Genomic DNA, 16,754 nt, shown 5'->3' with positions numbered 1-16,754 from the left:
CGGCGCAGGCGCCGGGTAGTGCATCAGGCGGCGTCGCGCTCGGACCACACGGCCAGCTCGTTGCCGCCGGGCTCCAGGAACTGGAACCGGCTGCCGCCCGGGAAGGCGAACACCGGCTTGACCACCTGCCCGCCCTGGGCCAGCACGGCCTCGAGCATGGGCGGCAGGTCGTCGGCATGGATCACCAGCAACGGTGCGCCACCCGCGGAGGCGGTCTGCGGCTCGGCACGGAAGAACCCGCCCTGGAAGCGGCCGTCGTCGAAGGCGGTGTAGTCCGGACCGTAATCCACGAACGACCAGCCGAACACCTGTTCGAAGAAGCGGCGGCTGGCGGCGGGATCGCGCGAGGCGAACTCCACGTAGTCCAGGCGGCGCTCCCGCACTGCTACCGGGCGGGCGTCGCTCATCCCAGCCGCGCCAGCAGTTCGCGCGCTTCGGCCTGGCTGTGCGGATCGGCGCCGACGGCCACTTCATGCAGCAGGGTACGCGCGGTTTCGGCGTCACCCAGATCCAGGTACGCGATGGCCAGTTCCAGGCGATCACGCCCGGGGCTGCCGATCGGCGCGATGGGCGCCTCGTCGACGGCCGGATCGGCAGCGTCGGAGGTCTCGTCTCCGCTGGCGAGGGCCGGCGCAGCATCGTGGCCGGCGCGATCGGCGCCCGCATCCAAAGCGTGTTCTTCGGCGGTCACCGACTCGTCCGGGAACTCGAACACACCGCGGAACGACGGCTGCGCCGCAGCTTCCAGCGCGTGGGCCGGCGGCTCGATCAGCGGGGCCGGTTCGCGGAACAGCGCGTCGTCCACGTTGACATGCTGGGCATCGGCGTCGATGCCGTAGGCCGACGCAGCGGTTGCCTCGACCTCCGGCAACATCGGCGCCTCGTCCGTCGCGGAGGTGCTCCAGCGCGTATCGTCGATGCGGTCCTGCGGGACGGTTTCGTGCGGGGAAGCATCGCGCGCGAAGACCGGCTCGCGACGCAGCCCGGCGTAGACGTCGGCCTCTGCAATGGCCTCTTCATCAGGCGCACGGTGCGCGTCATCCTGCTGTGCGGCCAGCGCATCCGCAGGATCGACGGCCGGCACGGCCGCCGCCAGCGAGGCGCCATCGAGCCCATCACGCGACAGCGGCGGCAATGGCGATGGCTTGCGCCGGCGCACCAGCGCCCAGCCTCCGACCACCAGCAGCAGCACCACCAGGCCCAGCCAGTACCAGCCACCGCTGGCGCTGTCGCGCGCCCCGGGTGCCTGCTCCAGCCGCTGCTGCGCGGCGGCCAGATCGTTGTCCTTCATTGCGATCAGCGACTGCTGCTGGGCCTTGAGCTTTTCCAGCTCGGCCACGCGCTCGCGCAGTTCCTGGATCTCGGCATCGCGGGTGGCGACGTCTTCCTTGGCCTGACGCAGTTGTTCGTTACCCAGCATGTCGCCCTCGGTGCCGGCAGCGGTGCCGGTGGTTGTGCCTGCGGTGGTGCCGGCGGCGGCGACGGCCGGCGCGATTTCCAGGCGCGCGCCCTGGCTCGCTGCCGCGGTCGCGGTGGCAGGTGTCGGCGCAGAGGCGACGCCACTGTCTGCCGGTTGCGGGATGGCGGCGCGCGACTGCCGCCACCGCGCGGTGTGCTCGCGGACGATCGCCGCAGCCTGCTGTGCATCGATCTCGGCCACGCCCTCGGCGCCCGGCGTGCGCAGCACGGCGCCCTGCTTGAGCAGGTTCACGTTGCCCCGGATGAAGGCTTCGGGATTGGCCCGCAGCAGCGCGATCATCGCCTGGTCGCGGTTGACGCCCTGCTCGCGCGCCAGCGAACCGGCGATCTGCGACAGCGTCTGTCCCCGTTGCACGGTGACGCTGCCATCAGCGGCCGCGGGTGTGCCGGGCGCAGCGCGCGGCGCGGCCGGGCGCGGCGTGGCAGCCGGCTCCGCACGGCGCGGCGACGTCGCGGCGACGGGTGCTGCCGCCGGTGCCGGCTCGCGGATGATGGCATTGGACATCGCGCCCGCCGGGGCGACGATCTCCGGTTCGGCCACGGCGGCCGCGCTGTTGGGCGCGTCCACCAGGGCGGAATATTCACGGATCAGACGGCCCTGCCCCCAATCGGCTTCGATCAGGAAGTTCAGCGACGGGGTCACCACCGAGCTCTGGCTGCTGACGCGCACTACCGCGCGACCCTGCGCATTGCGGGTCAACTCGAACTGCAGCTCGCTGACCAGCCCGGACGGCCGTTCCAGCCCGACCCGGGCGAAGGTCGCCGGCGAGGCCAGCGCCACACGGAGGTTCTCCAGCTCGGCCGGATCGGCGGAGATGACGGGGATTTCGGCCAGCAGCGGCTGGCCCGGCTTGGACAGCACCCGGATATCGCCCAGGCCCAGGGCCAGGGCGGAACTGCTGGCCAGGGCCAGCAGCAGCGTCGACACATACTTGAGCGGACGCACTGCGCCCGGAGCCCGGTTCTTCATGGCGGCCAATATAGCGGCTCCCCCCGTGATCGGCGATGTTTCGATGCGGGGTGCGGGGGGGGGGCGCCCCCCCCCCGCCGCCCCCACCCCTGCGATCAGCCTTCGGCAGCAACCAGTTCGGCCAACTGCACCGCATTGAGGGCCGCGCCCTTGCGGATGTTGTCCGAGACGATCCACAGGTTCAGGCCGCGCGGATGCGACAGATCCTCGCGGATGCGGCCGACATACACCGCATCGGTACCCGAGGCGTGGGTAACCGGGGTCGGATAGCCGCCGGCTTCATGCCGGTCGACCACTTCCACGCCCGGCGAACGCGCCAGCAGCTCGCGCGCGGCATCCGGGGTGACCTTGTCGCGGGTTTCGATGGTGACCGCTTCGGAGTGACCATAGAACACGGGCACGCGCACGGCGGTGGGGTTCACCAGGATGCTGTCATCACCGAGGATCTTGCGGGTTTCCCAGACCAGCTTCATCTCTTCCTTGGTGTAGCCGTTCTCCTGGAAATCATCGATGTGCGGGATCAGGTTGAACGCGATCTGCACCGGGAAGCGCTGCGGGTCGATTTCCTGGAAGCTGAGCAGCTGGCCGGTCTGCTTGCCGAGTTCTTCGAGCGCCGAGCGGCCGCCGCCGGAGACGGACTGGTAGGTGGCCACGTTGATGCGCTCGATGCCGTACTGGCGGTGCAGCGGGGCGAGCGCGACCAGCATCTGCATGGTCGAGCAGTTCGGGTTGGCGATGATGCCGCGCGGGCGGTTCTTCAGCGCCTCCGGGTTCACTTCGGAGACGACCAGCGGCACGTCATCGTCGTAGCGGAAGGCCGACGAGTTGTCGATCACCACCGCACCGGCGGCGGCGAACTTCGGACCGAACTCCTTGGAGACGCTGCCACCGGCGGAGAACAGCGCGATGTCCACGCCGTTCGGATCGAACGTGCTCAGGTCCTGGACCTTGATCTTCTCGCCCTGGTACTCGATCTCGCCACCGGCCGAACGCGAGGACGCGAGCAGGCTCAGCGTGGCGATCGGGAAGTTGCGCTCGGCCAGGATGGCCAGCATGGTTTCACCGACAGCACCGGTGGCGCCGACAACGGCGACGTGGAAACGACGATCTGGATTGCTCATGAGAACCTCTGTTGGGCCTACCGACCAACGGCCGGTAGCTACCTTGTTTGGGGATGTGTACCGACCCACGGTCGGTACCTGCCGGAATGTTGAATGTGCGTGCCGACCAACGATCGGTACCTGCCATGCCTTGGAGATCTGCACCGACCCACGGTCGGTACCTACCGGTTCGGGAACCTCGCCTGTTGGCCGGCGCGGTTCCCTATCGTTTTGCGTCGTCGATTTTTTTGCCGCCCACGGTCGCGCCGCCGGCTTTCGCGACGGCGACAGCATCGGCGTTGATCGCGCTCGGCGGGTGGCCGGCATCCGGGCCCTGCCCCAGTGCGGCGGTCAGGTTGTCCACGGCCAGCTGCACCATCGCCCGGCGGGTGGCCTGGCTGGCGCTGCCGATATGCGGGGTCAGCACGATGTTGTGCAGGGCGAGCAGCTCGGGGCGCACCGTGGGCTCGCCTTCGAACACGTCCAGTCCGGCGGCGGCCAGGCGTCCGTTGGCCAGCGCATCGGCGAGCGCCAGCTCGTCGACGATGCCGCCGCGGGCGATGTTGACCAGGGTCGCGGTCGGCTTCATCTTCGCCAGTGCATCGGCATCGATGATGTGGTGCGAGGAGGCGTTGTAGGGCAGCACGAGCACGAGGTGATCGACCTGCGTCAGCAGGGTATCCAGGTCCACGTACTGCGCGCCGACCTCGGCCTCGGTGGCCTCTGGCAGCCGCGAACGGTTGTGGTACAGCACGCGCATGCCGAAACCGTGCGCGCCGCGGCGGGCGATGCCCTGGCCGATGCGGCCCATGCCGAGGATGCCCAGCGTACTGCCGTGGATGTCGGCGCCGAGCATGGTCTGGAACGACCACTGCCCCCACTGGCCGTCACGCAGCCAGCGTTCCGATTCGGTGATGCGGCGCGCGGTGGCCATCAACAGCGCGAAGCCGAGATCGGCGGTGGTTTCGGTCAGCACATCCGGCGTATTGCTGGCCAGGATGCCGGCGGCGCTGAGCGCGTCGATATCCAGGTTGTTGTAGCCGACGCCGACGTTGGCGATCGCACGCAGCTGCGGCGCACGGGCGATCTCGGCCGCGCCGATGCGTTCGTTGAGGGTGATCAGCGCGCCGTCGACGTGGGCCAGCTGTTCGGCCAGCATCTGCGGCGTATAGCGGGTGACGTCGCCGGTCATGGCCAGGTCGAAATGCTGCCCGAGCTGATCGACGACATCGTCGAACAGCGGCTGGCTGACCCAGACCCTGGGGCGCCGATCAGCCATCGATCGTGCCCGGGATGCGTGGGGTGATCTCGCCGACATCGCCGCACTGGGCGCGGTGGCGCAGCGCCTGGTCCATCAGCACCAGCGCCATCATCGCCTCGGCGATCGGGGTGGCGCGGATGCCGACGCAGGGATCGTGACGGCCGGTGGTGATCACCTCCACCGAGGCGCCGCTGGCGTCCACCGTGGCGCCGGGCAGTCGCAGGCTCGAGGTCGGCTTGAGCACGATCGAGGCGGTGACCTGCTGGCCGGTGGAGATGCCGCCGAGGATGCCGCCGGCATGGTTGCTGGCAAAGCCCTGCGGGGTCAGCAGGTCACGGTGTTCGGTGCCCTTCTGCGCAGCGCTGGCAAAGCCGTCGCCGATCTCCACGCCCTTGACCGCGTTGATGCTCATCAGCGCCGCAGCCAGATCGCCGTCGAGCTTGCCGTAGATGGGTTCGCCCCAGCCCGGCGGGACACCATCGGCCACGACGTTGACACGCGCGCCGACCGAGTCGCCGGACTTGCGCAGCGCGTCCATGTAGCTCTCCAGCGCGGGCACCTGGTCGGCGACCGGCCAGAAGAACGGGTTGTCTTCCACCGCGGACCAGTCGAAGCCGGTCGGGGTGATCTCGCCCAGCTGCGAGAGGTAGCCCCGCACGGTGACGCCATGACGCTGCAGCAGCCACTTCTTGGCGATCACGCCGGCGGCGACGCGCATGGTGGTTTCGCGCGCGGAGGAGCGGCCGCCACCGCGGGGATCACGGATGCCGTACTTCTGCCAGTAGCTGTAGTCGGCATGGCCCGGACGGAACTGCTGGGCGATGGTGGTGTAATCCTTGCTGCGCTGATCGGTATTGCGGATCAGCAGCCCGATCGGGGTGCCGGTGGTACGGCCTTCGTACACACCGGACAGGATCTCGATCTCATCGGCTTCGCGTCGCGCGGAGGTATGCCGGCTCTTGCCGGTGGCCCGCCGCTGCAGGTCGTGGGCGAATTCGTCGGCGCTGATCTCCAGCCCCGGCGGACAGCCGTCCACCACGCAGCCGATCGCCGGACCGTGCGATTCGCCGAAGGTGGTGACGGTCAGCAGTTTGCCGAAGCTGTTGGAACTCACGGCCGCTGCGCCGCCAGCTCGGTGATGCGGGCGCTGTGCGCGATCAGTTCGCGGCACTCGACCGCGAAGATGCCCATCTGGCCGACCTTGAACTCGACCCAGGCAAAGTCGACTTCCGGCAGCAGCTTGATCAGGTGCTGTTCGGACTCGCCCACTTCACAGATCAGCAGGCCGTCCTCGCTCAGGTGCAGCGGGGCGTCGCGCAGGATCTTCAGCACCAGGTCCAGGCCATCGTCGCCGGCGCGCAGGCCCATGTCCGGCTCGTAGGAGTATTCCCGCGGCAGGGCATCGGTCTCGTCGTTGGTGACGTACGGCGGATTGGTGACGATCAGATCGTAGTGACGGCCGGTCAGGCCGTTGAACAGGTCGGACTTGAGCAGGGTGACGTTGTGCGCCTGGAGACGTTCCTTGTTCTCTTCGGCCAGCGACAGCGCCTCGTCGCTGAGGTCGACACCGTCCACTTCCCAGTTCGGGTAGTAGTGGCCCATGGCGATGGCGATGCAGCCCGAGCCGGTGCACAGGTCCAGCGCGCGATGGACGTCGCGGCCCGCCAGCCAGGGTTCGAAGCCACATTCGATCAGCTCGGCGATCGGGGAGCGCGGCACCAGCGCGCGCGTGTCGCTCTTGAAGCTCAGGCCGGCGAACCAGGCCTCACCGGTCAGGTAGGCGGCCGGAACACGCTCGTCGATGCGACGCTGGAACAGGTCCAGCACGCGCACCTTCTCTTCCTGCAGCAGCCGCGCCTGGCCATAGGCCGGGCCGAGGTCATGCGGCAGGTGCAGGCTGTGCAGGACGAGCTGGGTGGCTTCGTCCAGGGCGTTGTCATAGCTGTGCCCGAAGGTCAGCCCGGCGGCGTTGAAACGGCTGGTGCCGTAGCGGATCAGATCGATGATCGTGTGGAGTTCGGCGGCCGTTTCGGCAGTCATGGCGGGGCAACAGACAATGTGGCCCTCGATTATAGGCGCTGGGGCGGGCCGGGGCATCCGTTGCAGTCGAAACGGTGGACTGGCCACCCACAGGACGCCGCCGCCCCCATCCCTCTATCATGGTGGCCACTTCCGGGACGGGGCCCTTATGTTCAATCGCAATGTCGGCATCATCCTGCTGATCGCCCTCGCCGCCGGGCTGGGCCTGGTCGTGGCGCAGAAGGTCTTCGCGCCCACGCCGGGCGGTGACCGCCCCGCCACCGAATCGATCACGTTCTATCCGCAACCGCGCCCGTTGCCCGATTTCAACCTCGGCCAATCCGACGGCACCCGCCTGATCCCGGGCGAGCTGAAGGGCCATTGGACCCTGGTGTTCCTGGGCTTCACCTTCTGCCCGGACGTCTGCCCGACCACCCTTGCCGACCTGGCCCAGGCCCAGAAACAGTGGGAAGCCCTGCCCGAGACGCTGCGTCCGCGGCTGGTCTTCATTTCGGTCGATCCCGAGCGCGACACCCCGGCTCGACTGGGCGAGTACGTGCACGCCTTCCACAAGGACACCCTGGCCGCGACCGCCGATGTGCCGTCGCTGGAGCGCTTTGCCACCTCGCTGGGCTTCGTGTTCCAGAAGGTGCCGGGCAAGCACTTCGATGAAAATCCCGAGGATTACACCCTCGAACACTCGGCCAGCCTGGCCGTGCTGGACCCGGAAGGCCGCCTGGCCGGCCTGATCCGCCCTCCTTTCCAAGCGCAGGCCATCGCCCGCGACCTGCACCTGCTGACCGAGAAATCCGCCCCATGAGTCTGATGACCACGCTGAGCTACGCCCTGCCCCACCGCCTGCTGTCGTCCATGGCGCGCAGACTGGCGTATTCCAGCAACCCGCGGATCTCGCGCTGGCTGATCGACACCGTGACCACGAAGTTCGGGGTGAACCTCGCTGAAGCGGCCAATCCGGACCCGCGCAGCTATCCGACCTTCAATCAGTTCTTCACCCGTGCGTTGAAGCCGGGCGCACGCGTGGCCGATGCCGATCCGCGCACGCTGGTGATGCCGGCCGATGGCCGGATCAGCCAGCTGGGCACGATCGAAGACGGGCGCATCTTCCAGGCCAAGGGCCAGTCCTTCACCGCCGCCGAACTGCTGGGCGATGCCAAGGATGCCGAGGTGTTCCACCACGGCCTGTTCGCCACGGTGTACCTGTCGCCGAAGGATTACCACCGCGTGCACATGCCGTGGACCGGCACCCTGCGCGAGACCGTGCATGTGCCGGGGCGGTTGTTCAGTGTCGGCCCGGCCGCGGTGAACAAGGTACCGGGGCTGTTCGCCCGCAACGAGCGCCTGGTCTGCCACTTCGATACCGATTTCGGCCCGATGGTCTCGGTGATGGTCGGCGCGCTGCTGGTCTCCGGCGTGGAGACGGTGTGGGGCGGCGAGGAGATTCCGGCCTACGGCGATACCATCACGCGCAAGGATTACCGCGGCAAGGGCATCACCCTGGAGCGCTTCGCGGAGATGGCGCGCTTCAATTACGGCTCGACCGTGATCGTGCTGCTGCCGCCCGGCGTGGCCGAGTTCGCGCCGCATCTGGATGCCGAGCATGCGGTGCAGCTGGGGCAGGCGCTGGCGACGTTGAAGTAACGGTAGTGCCGGCCGCTGGCCGGCATTGCGGTAGTGCCGGCCGCTGGCCGGCATCGCAGGTGTTCCGGGGAGCCGGCCAGCGGCCGGCACTACCGGTGGTTCAAGTGCGCGATCGGCGCCCACAAAAGAAACGCACCGGGAAACCGGGGCGTTTTTCGTTGTGTCCGGTTCGATCGGATCGCGCCGATCAGATCTCGACCGGGCCGACGTCCATGCCGTCGTAGTCTTCCACGCCGTTCGCTTCGGCCAGGGCCTGCAGCTCATGGTTGCGGGCGTCCAGCGAGGCTTCGGTGTGCACCTCGGCGCGCTCCACGTGCAGCACGTGGTACGGGGCTTCACCCTCTTCCAGGTCCGGCTCGAACACTTCCACCAGGGTGTAACCGAGCTCGACCAGCTTCTCGCCCAGGCCGTGCAGCGGCTCCGGGGTGGTGTTGACGAAGAAGTAACCCCACAGCATCGGGCCGTTGAGGTCCCAATCGGTGTTTTCACGGATGTTGGCGAACATCTCGTTGATCGCGGTGATATCCATCTTGCTGTCCTGTATGCGTGTTGCGGTGAGCGCCGGGCACGGCCGGCGCTGCGATGGATGTGCTGGGCCGGGCGGCCGCAGGCGTGATGCCGGCGAGCCTACCCGGTTATGGCTTACTTGTCCTTGTCGCAGCCCTGCAGCTTGATGCTCTGGCCCTGCCGGAGCGAATAGGCCGGTGCCTTGAGGCCGTTGGCCCGCGCCAGGGTGGGCACATCGCACTGGAACTTTGCCGCGATCCTGCCCAGGGTCTCGCCTTTGCCGACCTTGTAACTGCGGGCCGGCTTGGCCTTGGGCTTGGCGGCCGGAACAGCGACAGGCGCGGCCGGGGTCACCGCCGGCATGGCCTGGGCCTGGGCGACCGGGACCACGCTGCCCACCGCCACGTTGCCGGTATAGCTGACCGCGGTGGGCCGCACGATCGCGGCATTCAGATCGGCGGTGATCAGGGTGCGGGCCAGATCGGCGCGCGGACCGCTGACGCAGAAGCGGTTGTACAGGCCGGCGATGCGGGTGGTCGCGTTGATGATGGTGCCAGCGGGAATCCAGCCGTCCGCCTCATAGCGCGGATTGAGGTTGCGCAGCGCGCGCATGTAACCGTCGCGGGTGCCGCTGCTGCCCAGGCAGATGGTCAGCTCGTAGATCGTGGTCGACTTGGCCAGGCGGATCGTGGCCGGCTGCGCGCTGATCTTCGGGAACTCCACGCCGTACTGCTGCGGGTGCAGGTAGATCCATGCCGCGGCGATCACCATCGGCACGTAGTCCTTGGTCTCGCCCGGGAACTGGTTGTAGACGCTGTCGGTCCAGAAGCCCTGCCCCGGGTACTGCCGGAACACGCGGATGGCGCGGCCTTCACCGCCGTTGTACCCGGCCAGCGACAGCTCGACGCTGTTGTTGAGCTCGCGCATGCGTTCGTTGAGGTACGTCGCGCTGGCCTCGGCGGCACTGCGCGCATCGAACCGGGTATCGAAGCCGGTGCCGTCCGGGCCCAGCCCGAAACGACGGCCGGTCGCCGGCATGAACTGCATCAGCCCGGCCGCGCCGGCGCGCGAGGACGCATGCACGCGGCCGTTGGATTCCTTGGCCATGATGCCGAACAGCAGCGCCTCGGGCAGGCCGCGCTTCTCCCACTCCGGCCACATCACCGCGCGCAGGTTCTGGTAATTCTCGTAGCTGGTAAGCAGCGCCGGGCGCATGTCGGTCAGCCAGCGGCGGATGCCGGCCTGCACGGCCGGGTTGTACTCGACCATGGTGTCGAAGGCGTGCCGCTTGTCATTGAGCAGCGCCGCGGCGCGGGCAGCTTCGGGGACATCGGCAGCCAATGGCCCGACATGGTCCGGGTCGGCCTCCAGCAGGGTGCCGTCGGCGATGGCCGCGCCGTCTTCGCTGTCCTGCTGGCTGTCGGCGTTGCTCTTGAGCAGGCGCTTGTAGGTCGGCAGCAGATTGCTGACCTGGCAGCCCTTCTGGGCCACGCAGGCGCTGATCACATCCTCCATGTCCTCCAGCGCGGCGTCGGCCTCGTTGGTGCCCTTGGGGTCGGCGTTGTTCACCAGCACCAGCGCCGCGTTGTAGCGCTTCTCGGCAGCCGTCATGCGCTGATCGAGCGCTTCCACCTTGGCCTTGTCGCGGGCGGAGACGCGCTGGGCATGGGCCTCGGGGACGAACGACAGCATCGCGGTGACGGCAAGCAACGGCCAACCACGGACAAGCAAGACAGGAACGGGCATTTTTGGCACTGTGTGCGAACGATGGGGCAGAGTAGCCGTGCCGCTTGCATCGGGGCAACCCGTCTGCCGGCCGGCCCATGCCGACGTTTAGAATCCCGCCTATTCACACTGCGAGTTGACCATGGATCCGATTCTGCTCGGCAAAGGCATCACCGACGATATCCCCGTCACCCTGTTGCCGCGGCTGGGCAACCGGCACGGCCTGGTGGCCGGCGCGACCGGCACCGGCAAGACCGTCACCCTGATGACGCTGGCCGAGGGCTTCTCGCGGATCGGCGTGCCGGTGTTCCTGGCCGATGTGAAGGGTGACGTCTCCGGCCTGGCCGTAGCCGGTGCCGGGACGGATGCGCTGCTGCAGCGCGCGAAGGACCTGGGCGTGGCCGACTATGCGCCCGCCGCCAGCCCGACCATTTTCTGGGATCTGTACGGCAAGCTCGGCCACCCGGTGCGCACCACGGTGAGCGAAATGGGCCCGACCCTGCTCGCCCGCATCCTGGAGCTCAACGACACCCAGGCCGGCGTGCTGGACATCGTGTTCAAGCTCGCCGACGACCGCGGCCTGCTGCTGCTCGATCTGGATGACCTGCGCGCCCTGCTCGGCCTGGTCGCCGAGGAGCGCAAGGACATCTCCACCGAGTACGGCCTGGTGAGTGCGCAGACGGTCGCGGCGATCCAGCGCTCGCTGCTGCGCCTGTCCCAGGATGGCGGTGAAGCCTTCTTCGGCGAGCCGGCGCTGGAGCTGGCCGACATCATGCGGGTCAACCATGATGGCCGCGGCGTGATCGGCATCCTCGCCGCCGACCAGCTGGTGCTCAAGCCGCGGCTCTATTCGACCTTCCTGTTGTGGCTGCTCTCGGAGCTGTTCGAAACGCTGCCGGAAGTCGGCGACCTGGAGAAGCCGAAGCTGGTCTTCATCTTCGATGAGGCGCACCTGCTGTTCGATGACGCACCGCCGGCGCTGGTGCAGCGCATTGAGCAGGTGGTCCGGCTGATCCGCTCCAAGGGCGTGGGTGTGTACTTCTGCTCGCAGTTCCCGGATGACGTGCCGGCCAACATCCTCGGCCAGCTTGGCAACCGCGTGCAGCATGCGCTGCGTGCGTTCACGCCGCGCGACCAGAAAGCGGTGAAGGTCGCCGCCGAAACCTTCGTGCCCAATCCGAAACTGGATGTGGCCGCTACGCTGGCCAAGCTGGGTACCGGTGAAGCGCTGGTGTCCACGCTGCAGGACAAGGGGATTCCCTCGCCCGTGCAGCAGACCCAGATCGCACCGCCGCGCTGCCGGATGGGCGCGATCACCGAGGCCGAACGTGCCCAGGTACGCGCCGGCAGCCCGGTCGGCACCCGCTACGACACCGCGATCAACCGCGAATCCGCCGCGGAGCTGTTGGCGCAGCGCGCGCAGAAGACCGTCGAGCAGGCCGATGCACCGAAGGCCCGCACCCGCCAGCAGGACGAGGCGCAGGAAGGGGGCTTCGGGCAGTCGATCAAGGATGCGATCTTCGGCACCAAGCGCCGCCAGGGCATGATTGAAACCATGGCCAAGCAGACCACGCGCACCGTCGGCACCCGGCTTGGCAACCAGATCGTGCGTGGCCTGCTCGGCGGCATTTTCGGCGGAAAGCGTTGATACTGCGTGTCGCGCCCTGTGGCGCGGCACCTTTTGACGAGCACAAGCAGACCTGATGTCGCGTTGGCGTCCCCCCGCGGAAAAAAGCACGGCCCTGATCACCGCACAGGGCCATCAGCGGTTGAAGACCGAACTGGATGAGCTGTGGCGTCACAAGCGCCCCGAAGTGGTGAAGGCACTGGCGGCGGCCGCCGCGGAAGGCGACCGCTCCGAGAATGCCGAGTACACCTACCGCAAGAAGCAGCTGGGTGAGATCGATCGGCGCGTGCGCTACCTGACCAAGCGGCTGGAAGCGCTGCGGATCGTCGGCACCGCGCCGACCGATCCGAACGCGGTGTTCTTCGGTGCGACGGTCGAGCTGGAGAACGTCGACTCGGGCGACATCCACGTGTATCGCATCGTGGGCCCGGACGAGACCGACGCCGGTGCGGGCTGGATCAGCATCGATTCGCCATTGGCGCGTGCGCTGTTGAAGAAGCGCGTGGACGATGAGTTCGAGGTGGAGCTGCCGAGCGGGCGCCACGGGTTCGCGATCCTGTCGGTGGCGTATCCGGGCTGACCGGGAGCGCATCCACGCATGGCGTGGATCTACCGCAGCGCTGCGGGATACACGCGCCCTTCGCGCAGCGGCCGGAAGTACTCGATCTGCGCGTAGAACCCCCCATCCTGGTGGACGTGCCACCCGGGTATCCCGGCCAGCGGCAAGGGCCGCAGCTGCAGCGGATCAGTGAGCACCGCACCGTCCGTGATCGCCCGCGCTGCCACGGCGATCGCGGCGGCATCGTCATCGCCCTGCACCACCACGCACTTGCCGACCAGCAGGCGCTCCGGCAACAGGGCCTGCTCCATCAGCGCATGCCCGATCACCGCCGCGACCGCGATCCCACCGGTGCGCCAGTGCCCTGTCCCCTCCACGAACAGCGCCGGCCAGTCGTGCCGGTCCCATGCGCCCAGCAGCGCCGGATCGCGCACACGCACGATCACGCCGGTCTCGTCGAACTGGGTCAGTGCCGCCTGCGCGCGGTTGCGCTGCCCCGGTGCCATCGCCGCGATATGCCGGCACTGCTGCCGGTTGAGCGCCTGTTTGATGGACGGGTAACGCGCCCAGACCAGGGCATTGAACAGGTCGTGCCAGTTATCCGCACGGGTAGCGATCCGGCCGCGCCCGGCGATGCGCGTTTCATAGTGCATGCCGTCGGCGAGCAGCGTCGCGTCCTGCTCGACCAGTTGCTTGTCCGGCAATGCGAGGCGCGCGTCCAGCGCGGCGACGGTGGGCCAGTCGGGCGCGACCATCAGGTCCTGGAACCCGCCCAGCCCCGCGTAGATCGGCTGTGCGAAGCAGGCCGCCTCCACCGCATCGCGCGGCGGCGCGATGAAGCGGCGTCGACCGCCGCTATCGGCCGTCGACGCCGATGCGGTCACAGCACCTGCAGATCGAACGGCTTGCGCGCTTCGGCGGCGATGATCGCGTCACCGAAGAGGTCGTGATCGTCGCTCTCGGTGATCTCGACATCGACGAACTGGCCGACACGCAGCTTGGCTTCGTCGGCATTCTGGATATGCACCAGGCCGTCGATCTCCGGCGCATCCGCCTTCGAACGCGCCACCGCGATGCCGTCTTCGATGGCATCGACCAGGCACTGCTGCACGGTGCCGATCTTGGCTTCCAGGCGCGCGGCGGAAATCTCCGCCTGGCGCTCCATGAAGCGGGCCAGGCGCTCCTGCTTCACTTCTTCGGGCACCGCACCGGGCAGGTCATTGGCGGTCGCACCGGTGACCGGCGAGTAGGCGAACGCACCGACGCGATCCAGCTGCGCCTCGTCCAGGAAGCTGAGCAGCTCCTCGAACTCGGCATCGGTCTCGCCCGGGAAGCCGACGATGAAGGTCGACCGCACGGTGATGTCCGGGCACAGCTGGCGCCAGCGCTGCACGCGCTCCAGGGTCTTGTCGACCGCGCCCGGCCGCTTCATCAGCTTGAGGATGCGCGGGCTGGCGTGCTGGAACGGGATGTCCAGGTACGGCAGGATCCGGTTCTCGGCCATGAGTGGCACGATCTCGTCCACGTGCGGGTAAGGGTAGACGTAATGCATGCGGGTCCAGGCATCGAGCTCGGACAGGCCTTCGCAGAGCGCCTTCAACCGGGTCTGGTAGGCCTTGTCGCGCCACATGCGTTCGGCGTACTTGACGTCCACGCCGTAGGCCGAGGTGTCCTGCGAGACCACCAGCAGTTCCTTGACGCCACCGCGCACCAGCCGCTCGGCCTCGCGCAGCACCTCATCGACCGGGCGCGAGACCAGCTTGCCGCGCATCGAGGGGATGATGCAGAAACTGCACTTGTGGTTGCAGCCTTCGGAAATCTTCAGATACGCGTAATGGCGCGGGGTCAGCTTGATGCCGTAATCGGGCACCAGGTCCACGAACGGATCGTGCTTGGGCGGCAGCGCGGCATGCACGGCCTCCATCACGCTCATGTAGTCCTGCGGACCGGAGACCGCCAGCACGTTCGGGTAGGCCTCGCGGATCTGCTCCGGGCGCTTGCCCAGGCAGCCGGTGACGATCACCTTGCCGTTGGCGTTCATCGCCTCGCCGATCGCATCCAGCGACTCGGTCACGGCCGAATCGATGAAGCCGCAGGTGTTGACCACCACCACGTCGGCCGAGTCGTATGAGGGAACGATGTCGTAACCCTCGGACCGCAGCTGGGTGAGGATGCGCTCGGAATCGACAAGGGCCTTCGGGCAGCCAAGGCTGACGAAGCCGACTTTGGGGTTCAGCTGTGACATGGAATCGCGGGACTCTGGGGGCCTGGGCCCATGCCGGAATGGCGTGGGGACCTGGGGCCGGAAACGGCGGCAAGTATACCGGCGTTCAGTCCGCGCCCCTGAACCGGATCGGGCCGATCCCGCCAGATGCGGCATCCCCCCTGACATCGCGCTAACCCGCGCGGGGCCGATAATGAATGCCTGAACCAACTGGAGTCTCGCACCATGGGTGAGTGGGTCACGCTCGATACGCATTACGGACCGGTCCGCGCCTGGCAGGCAACGCCGGAAGGCAAGCCGCGCGGGGGCCTGGTGGTGATCCAGGAGATCTTCGGCGCCAACCCGCACATCCGCGCGGTGGCAGACGACTACGCCGCCAAGGGCTATGCAGTGCTGGCCCCGTCGTTCTTCGATCTGGCCGAGTCGGCCCCGGACGGCACCGAACCGCCGGAACTGCCTTACGACAGCGATGGCGTGGCCGCCGGCCTGGCCATGGTCGACGCGCTCGGGGTCGAAAAGGCGCTGGAAATTGTCCGCGCGGCCGCCTCGCGGCTGGCCCCGGCCGGCAAGGTCGGTACGGTCGGCTATTGCTGGGGCGGCAGCATCGCCCTGCTCTCCGCACTGCGGCTGGGGCTGCCCTCGGTCAGCTATTACGGCGCCCGCAACGTGAAGTACCTGGACGAAACGCCCAAGGCACCGGTCATGTTCCACTTCGGCGCCCAGGACAAGAGCATCCCGCCGGAGGCGATCAAGGCCCACCGCGAAAAGCTCCCGCAGATGGCCACCTTCGTCTACCCGGCCGATCACGCCTTCAACCGCAGCGTCGGACATGCGTATGATCCAGACAGCGCCCACCTGGCGCTGGAACGCACCCTGGACTTCTTTGCGGAGCATCTTGGATGAGCGAGTTCGAACTGGATTCACGCCTGGCCACCGACAGCGTACTGGTAGCAGAAGGGCCGTTATCGCAAGTGCGATTGATGAACGATGAAAGGTATCCCTGGCTGATCCTGGTCCCGCGCCTGGCCGGCGTGACCGAATGGATCGACCTGGACGGCGAGCAGCAGGACAAGCTGCGCACCGAATTGAACCGGGCGTGCAAGGCGCTCAAAGGCACCGATGGAGTCGAGAAGATCAACATCGGCTCGCTGGGCAACATTGTCCGCCAGCTGCATTTCCACGTGATCGGCCGCCATGTCGGCGATCCGGCGTGGCCGGGCCCGGTCTGGGGCCAGGGGCAGGCGCACCGTTTTGATCCGGGCGTGCTGGCCGAGCGTGTCGCACACTGGAAGGAACGGCTAGGATATTCGCCCCAGCCCTAGCGGACCCTGCCCCTGATGCGTTCCAACCTTGTCGCCGCCATCGTCCTGATCCTCGTTGGCCTGTTCCTGCTGGCCAGCAATCTGGGCTGGACCAACATGAACATGGGAAAGCTGATTCTCACCTGGTGGCCGGTGGTCCTGGTGGCGGTCGGCATCGGGTTGCTGTTCGGCCGCAAGTAACGCCGGTCGCTGGCCGGCAAGCACTGAAACCACGGTAGTGCCGGCCGCTGGCCGGCAACGGGTGAAATAAAAAAAGCGCGGAGCGATCCGCGCTTTTTTTTGCCCGCTGCCTGCTGCCGGCC

Annotated in this window: 17 protein-coding genes; 7 read left to right on the top strand and 10 right to left on the bottom strand. The window is 67.8% G+C overall.

Features of this window, described 5'->3' with window-relative positions; all coding sequences use genetic code 11:
• Positions 1-23 precede the first annotated feature (23 nt).
• From ABE434_RS05280 to prmB, 6 genes are all read right to left on the bottom strand, one after another.
• Positions 24-407 carry a VOC family protein gene (locus tag ABE434_RS05280; RefSeq protein ID WP_179458340.1) on the bottom strand — a complete coding sequence of 128 codons (384 nt, stop codon included), beginning with the start codon at positions 405-407 and terminating at the stop codon, positions 24-26.
• The gene (locus ABE434_RS05275) at positions 404-2,449 is read right to left on the bottom strand and encodes a FimV/HubP family polar landmark protein (RefSeq protein ID WP_346478091.1); all 2,046 of its coding nucleotides are present in this window, start codon (positions 2,447-2,449) and stop codon (positions 404-406) included. Before ABE434_RS05275 ends, ABE434_RS05280 begins: the two co-directional genes overlap by 4 nt.
• Positions 2,450-2,544: 95 nt before the next feature.
• Positions 2,545-3,570 carry an aspartate-semialdehyde dehydrogenase gene (locus ABE434_RS05270; protein ID WP_319212422.1) on the bottom strand — a complete coding sequence of 342 codons (1,026 nt, stop codon included), beginning with the start codon at positions 3,568-3,570 and terminating at the stop codon, positions 2,545-2,547.
• A 202-nt stretch (positions 3,571-3,772) separates the two neighbouring features.
• Positions 3,773-4,828, bottom strand: a complete 1,056-nt coding sequence (locus ABE434_RS05265; protein ID WP_346478090.1) for a D-glycerate dehydrogenase — start codon at positions 4,826-4,828, stop codon at positions 3,773-3,775.
• Positions 4,821-5,924, bottom strand: a complete 1,104-nt coding sequence (gene aroC, locus ABE434_RS05260) for a chorismate synthase (RefSeq protein WP_176989281.1) — start codon at positions 5,922-5,924, stop codon at positions 4,821-4,823. Before aroC ends, ABE434_RS05265 begins: the two co-directional genes overlap by 8 nt.
• The gene (gene prmB, locus ABE434_RS05255; protein ID WP_176989280.1) at positions 5,921-6,850 is read right to left on the bottom strand and encodes a 50S ribosomal protein L3 N(5)-glutamine methyltransferase; all 930 of its coding nucleotides are present in this window, start codon (positions 6,848-6,850) and stop codon (positions 5,921-5,923) included. Before prmB ends, aroC begins: the two co-directional genes overlap by 4 nt.
• A gap of 148 nt (positions 6,851-6,998) precedes the next feature.
• Between prmB and ABE434_RS05250 the strand changes: the two genes are divergently transcribed.
• Both ABE434_RS05250 and asd read left to right on the top strand, forming a co-directional pair.
• The gene (locus tag ABE434_RS05250; RefSeq protein ID WP_179458333.1) at positions 6,999-7,649 is read left to right on the top strand and encodes an SCO family protein; all 651 of its coding nucleotides are present in this window, start codon (positions 6,999-7,001) and stop codon (positions 7,647-7,649) included.
• Positions 7,646-8,488 carry an archaetidylserine decarboxylase gene (asd, locus tag ABE434_RS05245; RefSeq protein WP_346478089.1) on the top strand — a complete coding sequence of 281 codons (843 nt, stop codon included), beginning with the start codon at positions 7,646-7,648 and terminating at the stop codon, positions 8,486-8,488. Before ABE434_RS05250 ends, asd begins: the two co-directional genes overlap by 4 nt.
• A gap of 187 nt (positions 8,489-8,675) precedes the next feature.
• On the opposite strand, the gene ABE434_RS05240 is transcribed toward asd, so the two are convergent.
• Positions 8,676-9,017, bottom strand: a complete 342-nt coding sequence (locus ABE434_RS05240) for a ribonuclease E inhibitor RraB (RefSeq protein WP_176989277.1) — start codon at positions 9,015-9,017, stop codon at positions 8,676-8,678.
• A gap of 113 nt (positions 9,018-9,130) precedes the next feature.
• Positions 9,131-10,741 carry a transglycosylase SLT domain-containing protein gene (locus ABE434_RS05235; RefSeq protein WP_346478088.1) on the bottom strand — a complete coding sequence of 537 codons (1,611 nt, stop codon included), beginning with the start codon at positions 10,739-10,741 and terminating at the stop codon, positions 9,131-9,133.
• A gap of 121 nt (positions 10,742-10,862) precedes the next feature.
• Here ABE434_RS05235 and ABE434_RS05230 point away from each other — a divergent pair, with 121 nt between their 5' ends.
• Both ABE434_RS05230 and greB read left to right on the top strand, forming a co-directional pair.
• Positions 10,863-12,368, top strand: a complete 1,506-nt coding sequence (locus ABE434_RS05230; RefSeq protein WP_346478087.1) for a helicase HerA-like domain-containing protein — start codon at positions 10,863-10,865, stop codon at positions 12,366-12,368.
• A gap of 55 nt (positions 12,369-12,423) precedes the next feature.
• Positions 12,424-12,927 carry a transcription elongation factor GreB gene (gene greB / locus ABE434_RS05225; protein WP_346478086.1) on the top strand — a complete coding sequence of 168 codons (504 nt, stop codon included), beginning with the start codon at positions 12,424-12,426 and terminating at the stop codon, positions 12,925-12,927.
• Between the two features lie 29 nt (positions 12,928-12,956).
• On the opposite strand, the gene ABE434_RS05220 is transcribed toward greB, so the two are convergent.
• Positions 12,957-13,790: a DUF3025 domain-containing protein gene (locus ABE434_RS05220; protein ID WP_346478085.1), complete on the bottom strand. Its 834-nt coding sequence runs from the start codon at positions 13,788-13,790 to the stop codon at positions 12,957-12,959.
• Positions 13,787-15,151 carry a 30S ribosomal protein S12 methylthiotransferase RimO gene (rimO, locus tag ABE434_RS05215; RefSeq protein ID WP_176989272.1) on the bottom strand — a complete coding sequence of 455 codons (1,365 nt, stop codon included), beginning with the start codon at positions 15,149-15,151 and terminating at the stop codon, positions 13,787-13,789. The genes ABE434_RS05220 and rimO overlap by 4 nt, the downstream gene beginning before the upstream one ends.
• A gap of 204 nt (positions 15,152-15,355) precedes the next feature.
• On the opposite strand from rimO, the gene ABE434_RS05210 reads away from it, so the two are divergent.
• From ABE434_RS05210 to ABE434_RS05200, 3 genes are read left to right on the top strand one after another with little or no spacing between them, the layout of a single operon-like run.
• Complete coding sequence (locus ABE434_RS05210; RefSeq protein WP_346478084.1) at positions 15,356-16,033, top strand: dienelactone hydrolase family protein; 678 nt, start codon at positions 15,356-15,358, stop codon at positions 16,031-16,033.
• Positions 16,030-16,452: an HIT family protein gene (locus ABE434_RS05205; RefSeq protein WP_176989270.1), complete on the top strand. Its 423-nt coding sequence runs from the start codon at positions 16,030-16,032 to the stop codon at positions 16,450-16,452. The genes ABE434_RS05210 and ABE434_RS05205 overlap by 4 nt, the downstream gene beginning before the upstream one ends.
• A 15-nt stretch (positions 16,453-16,467) precedes the next feature.
• Positions 16,468-16,632 (top strand): DUF5668 domain-containing protein, encoded by a 165-nt coding sequence (locus ABE434_RS05200; RefSeq protein WP_167390309.1) that lies wholly within the window; start codon positions 16,468-16,470, stop codon positions 16,630-16,632.
• Positions 16,633-16,754: the final 122 nt, after the last annotated feature.

The sequence above is a fragment of the Stenotrophomonas sp. TWI1183 genome, from assembly GCF_039673115.1.
GTDB classification, from domain to species: Bacteria; Pseudomonadota; Gammaproteobacteria; order Xanthomonadales; family Xanthomonadaceae; genus Stenotrophomonas; species Stenotrophomonas maltophilia_AA.
This window is presented reverse-complemented; position numbering and strand designations above follow the sequence as displayed.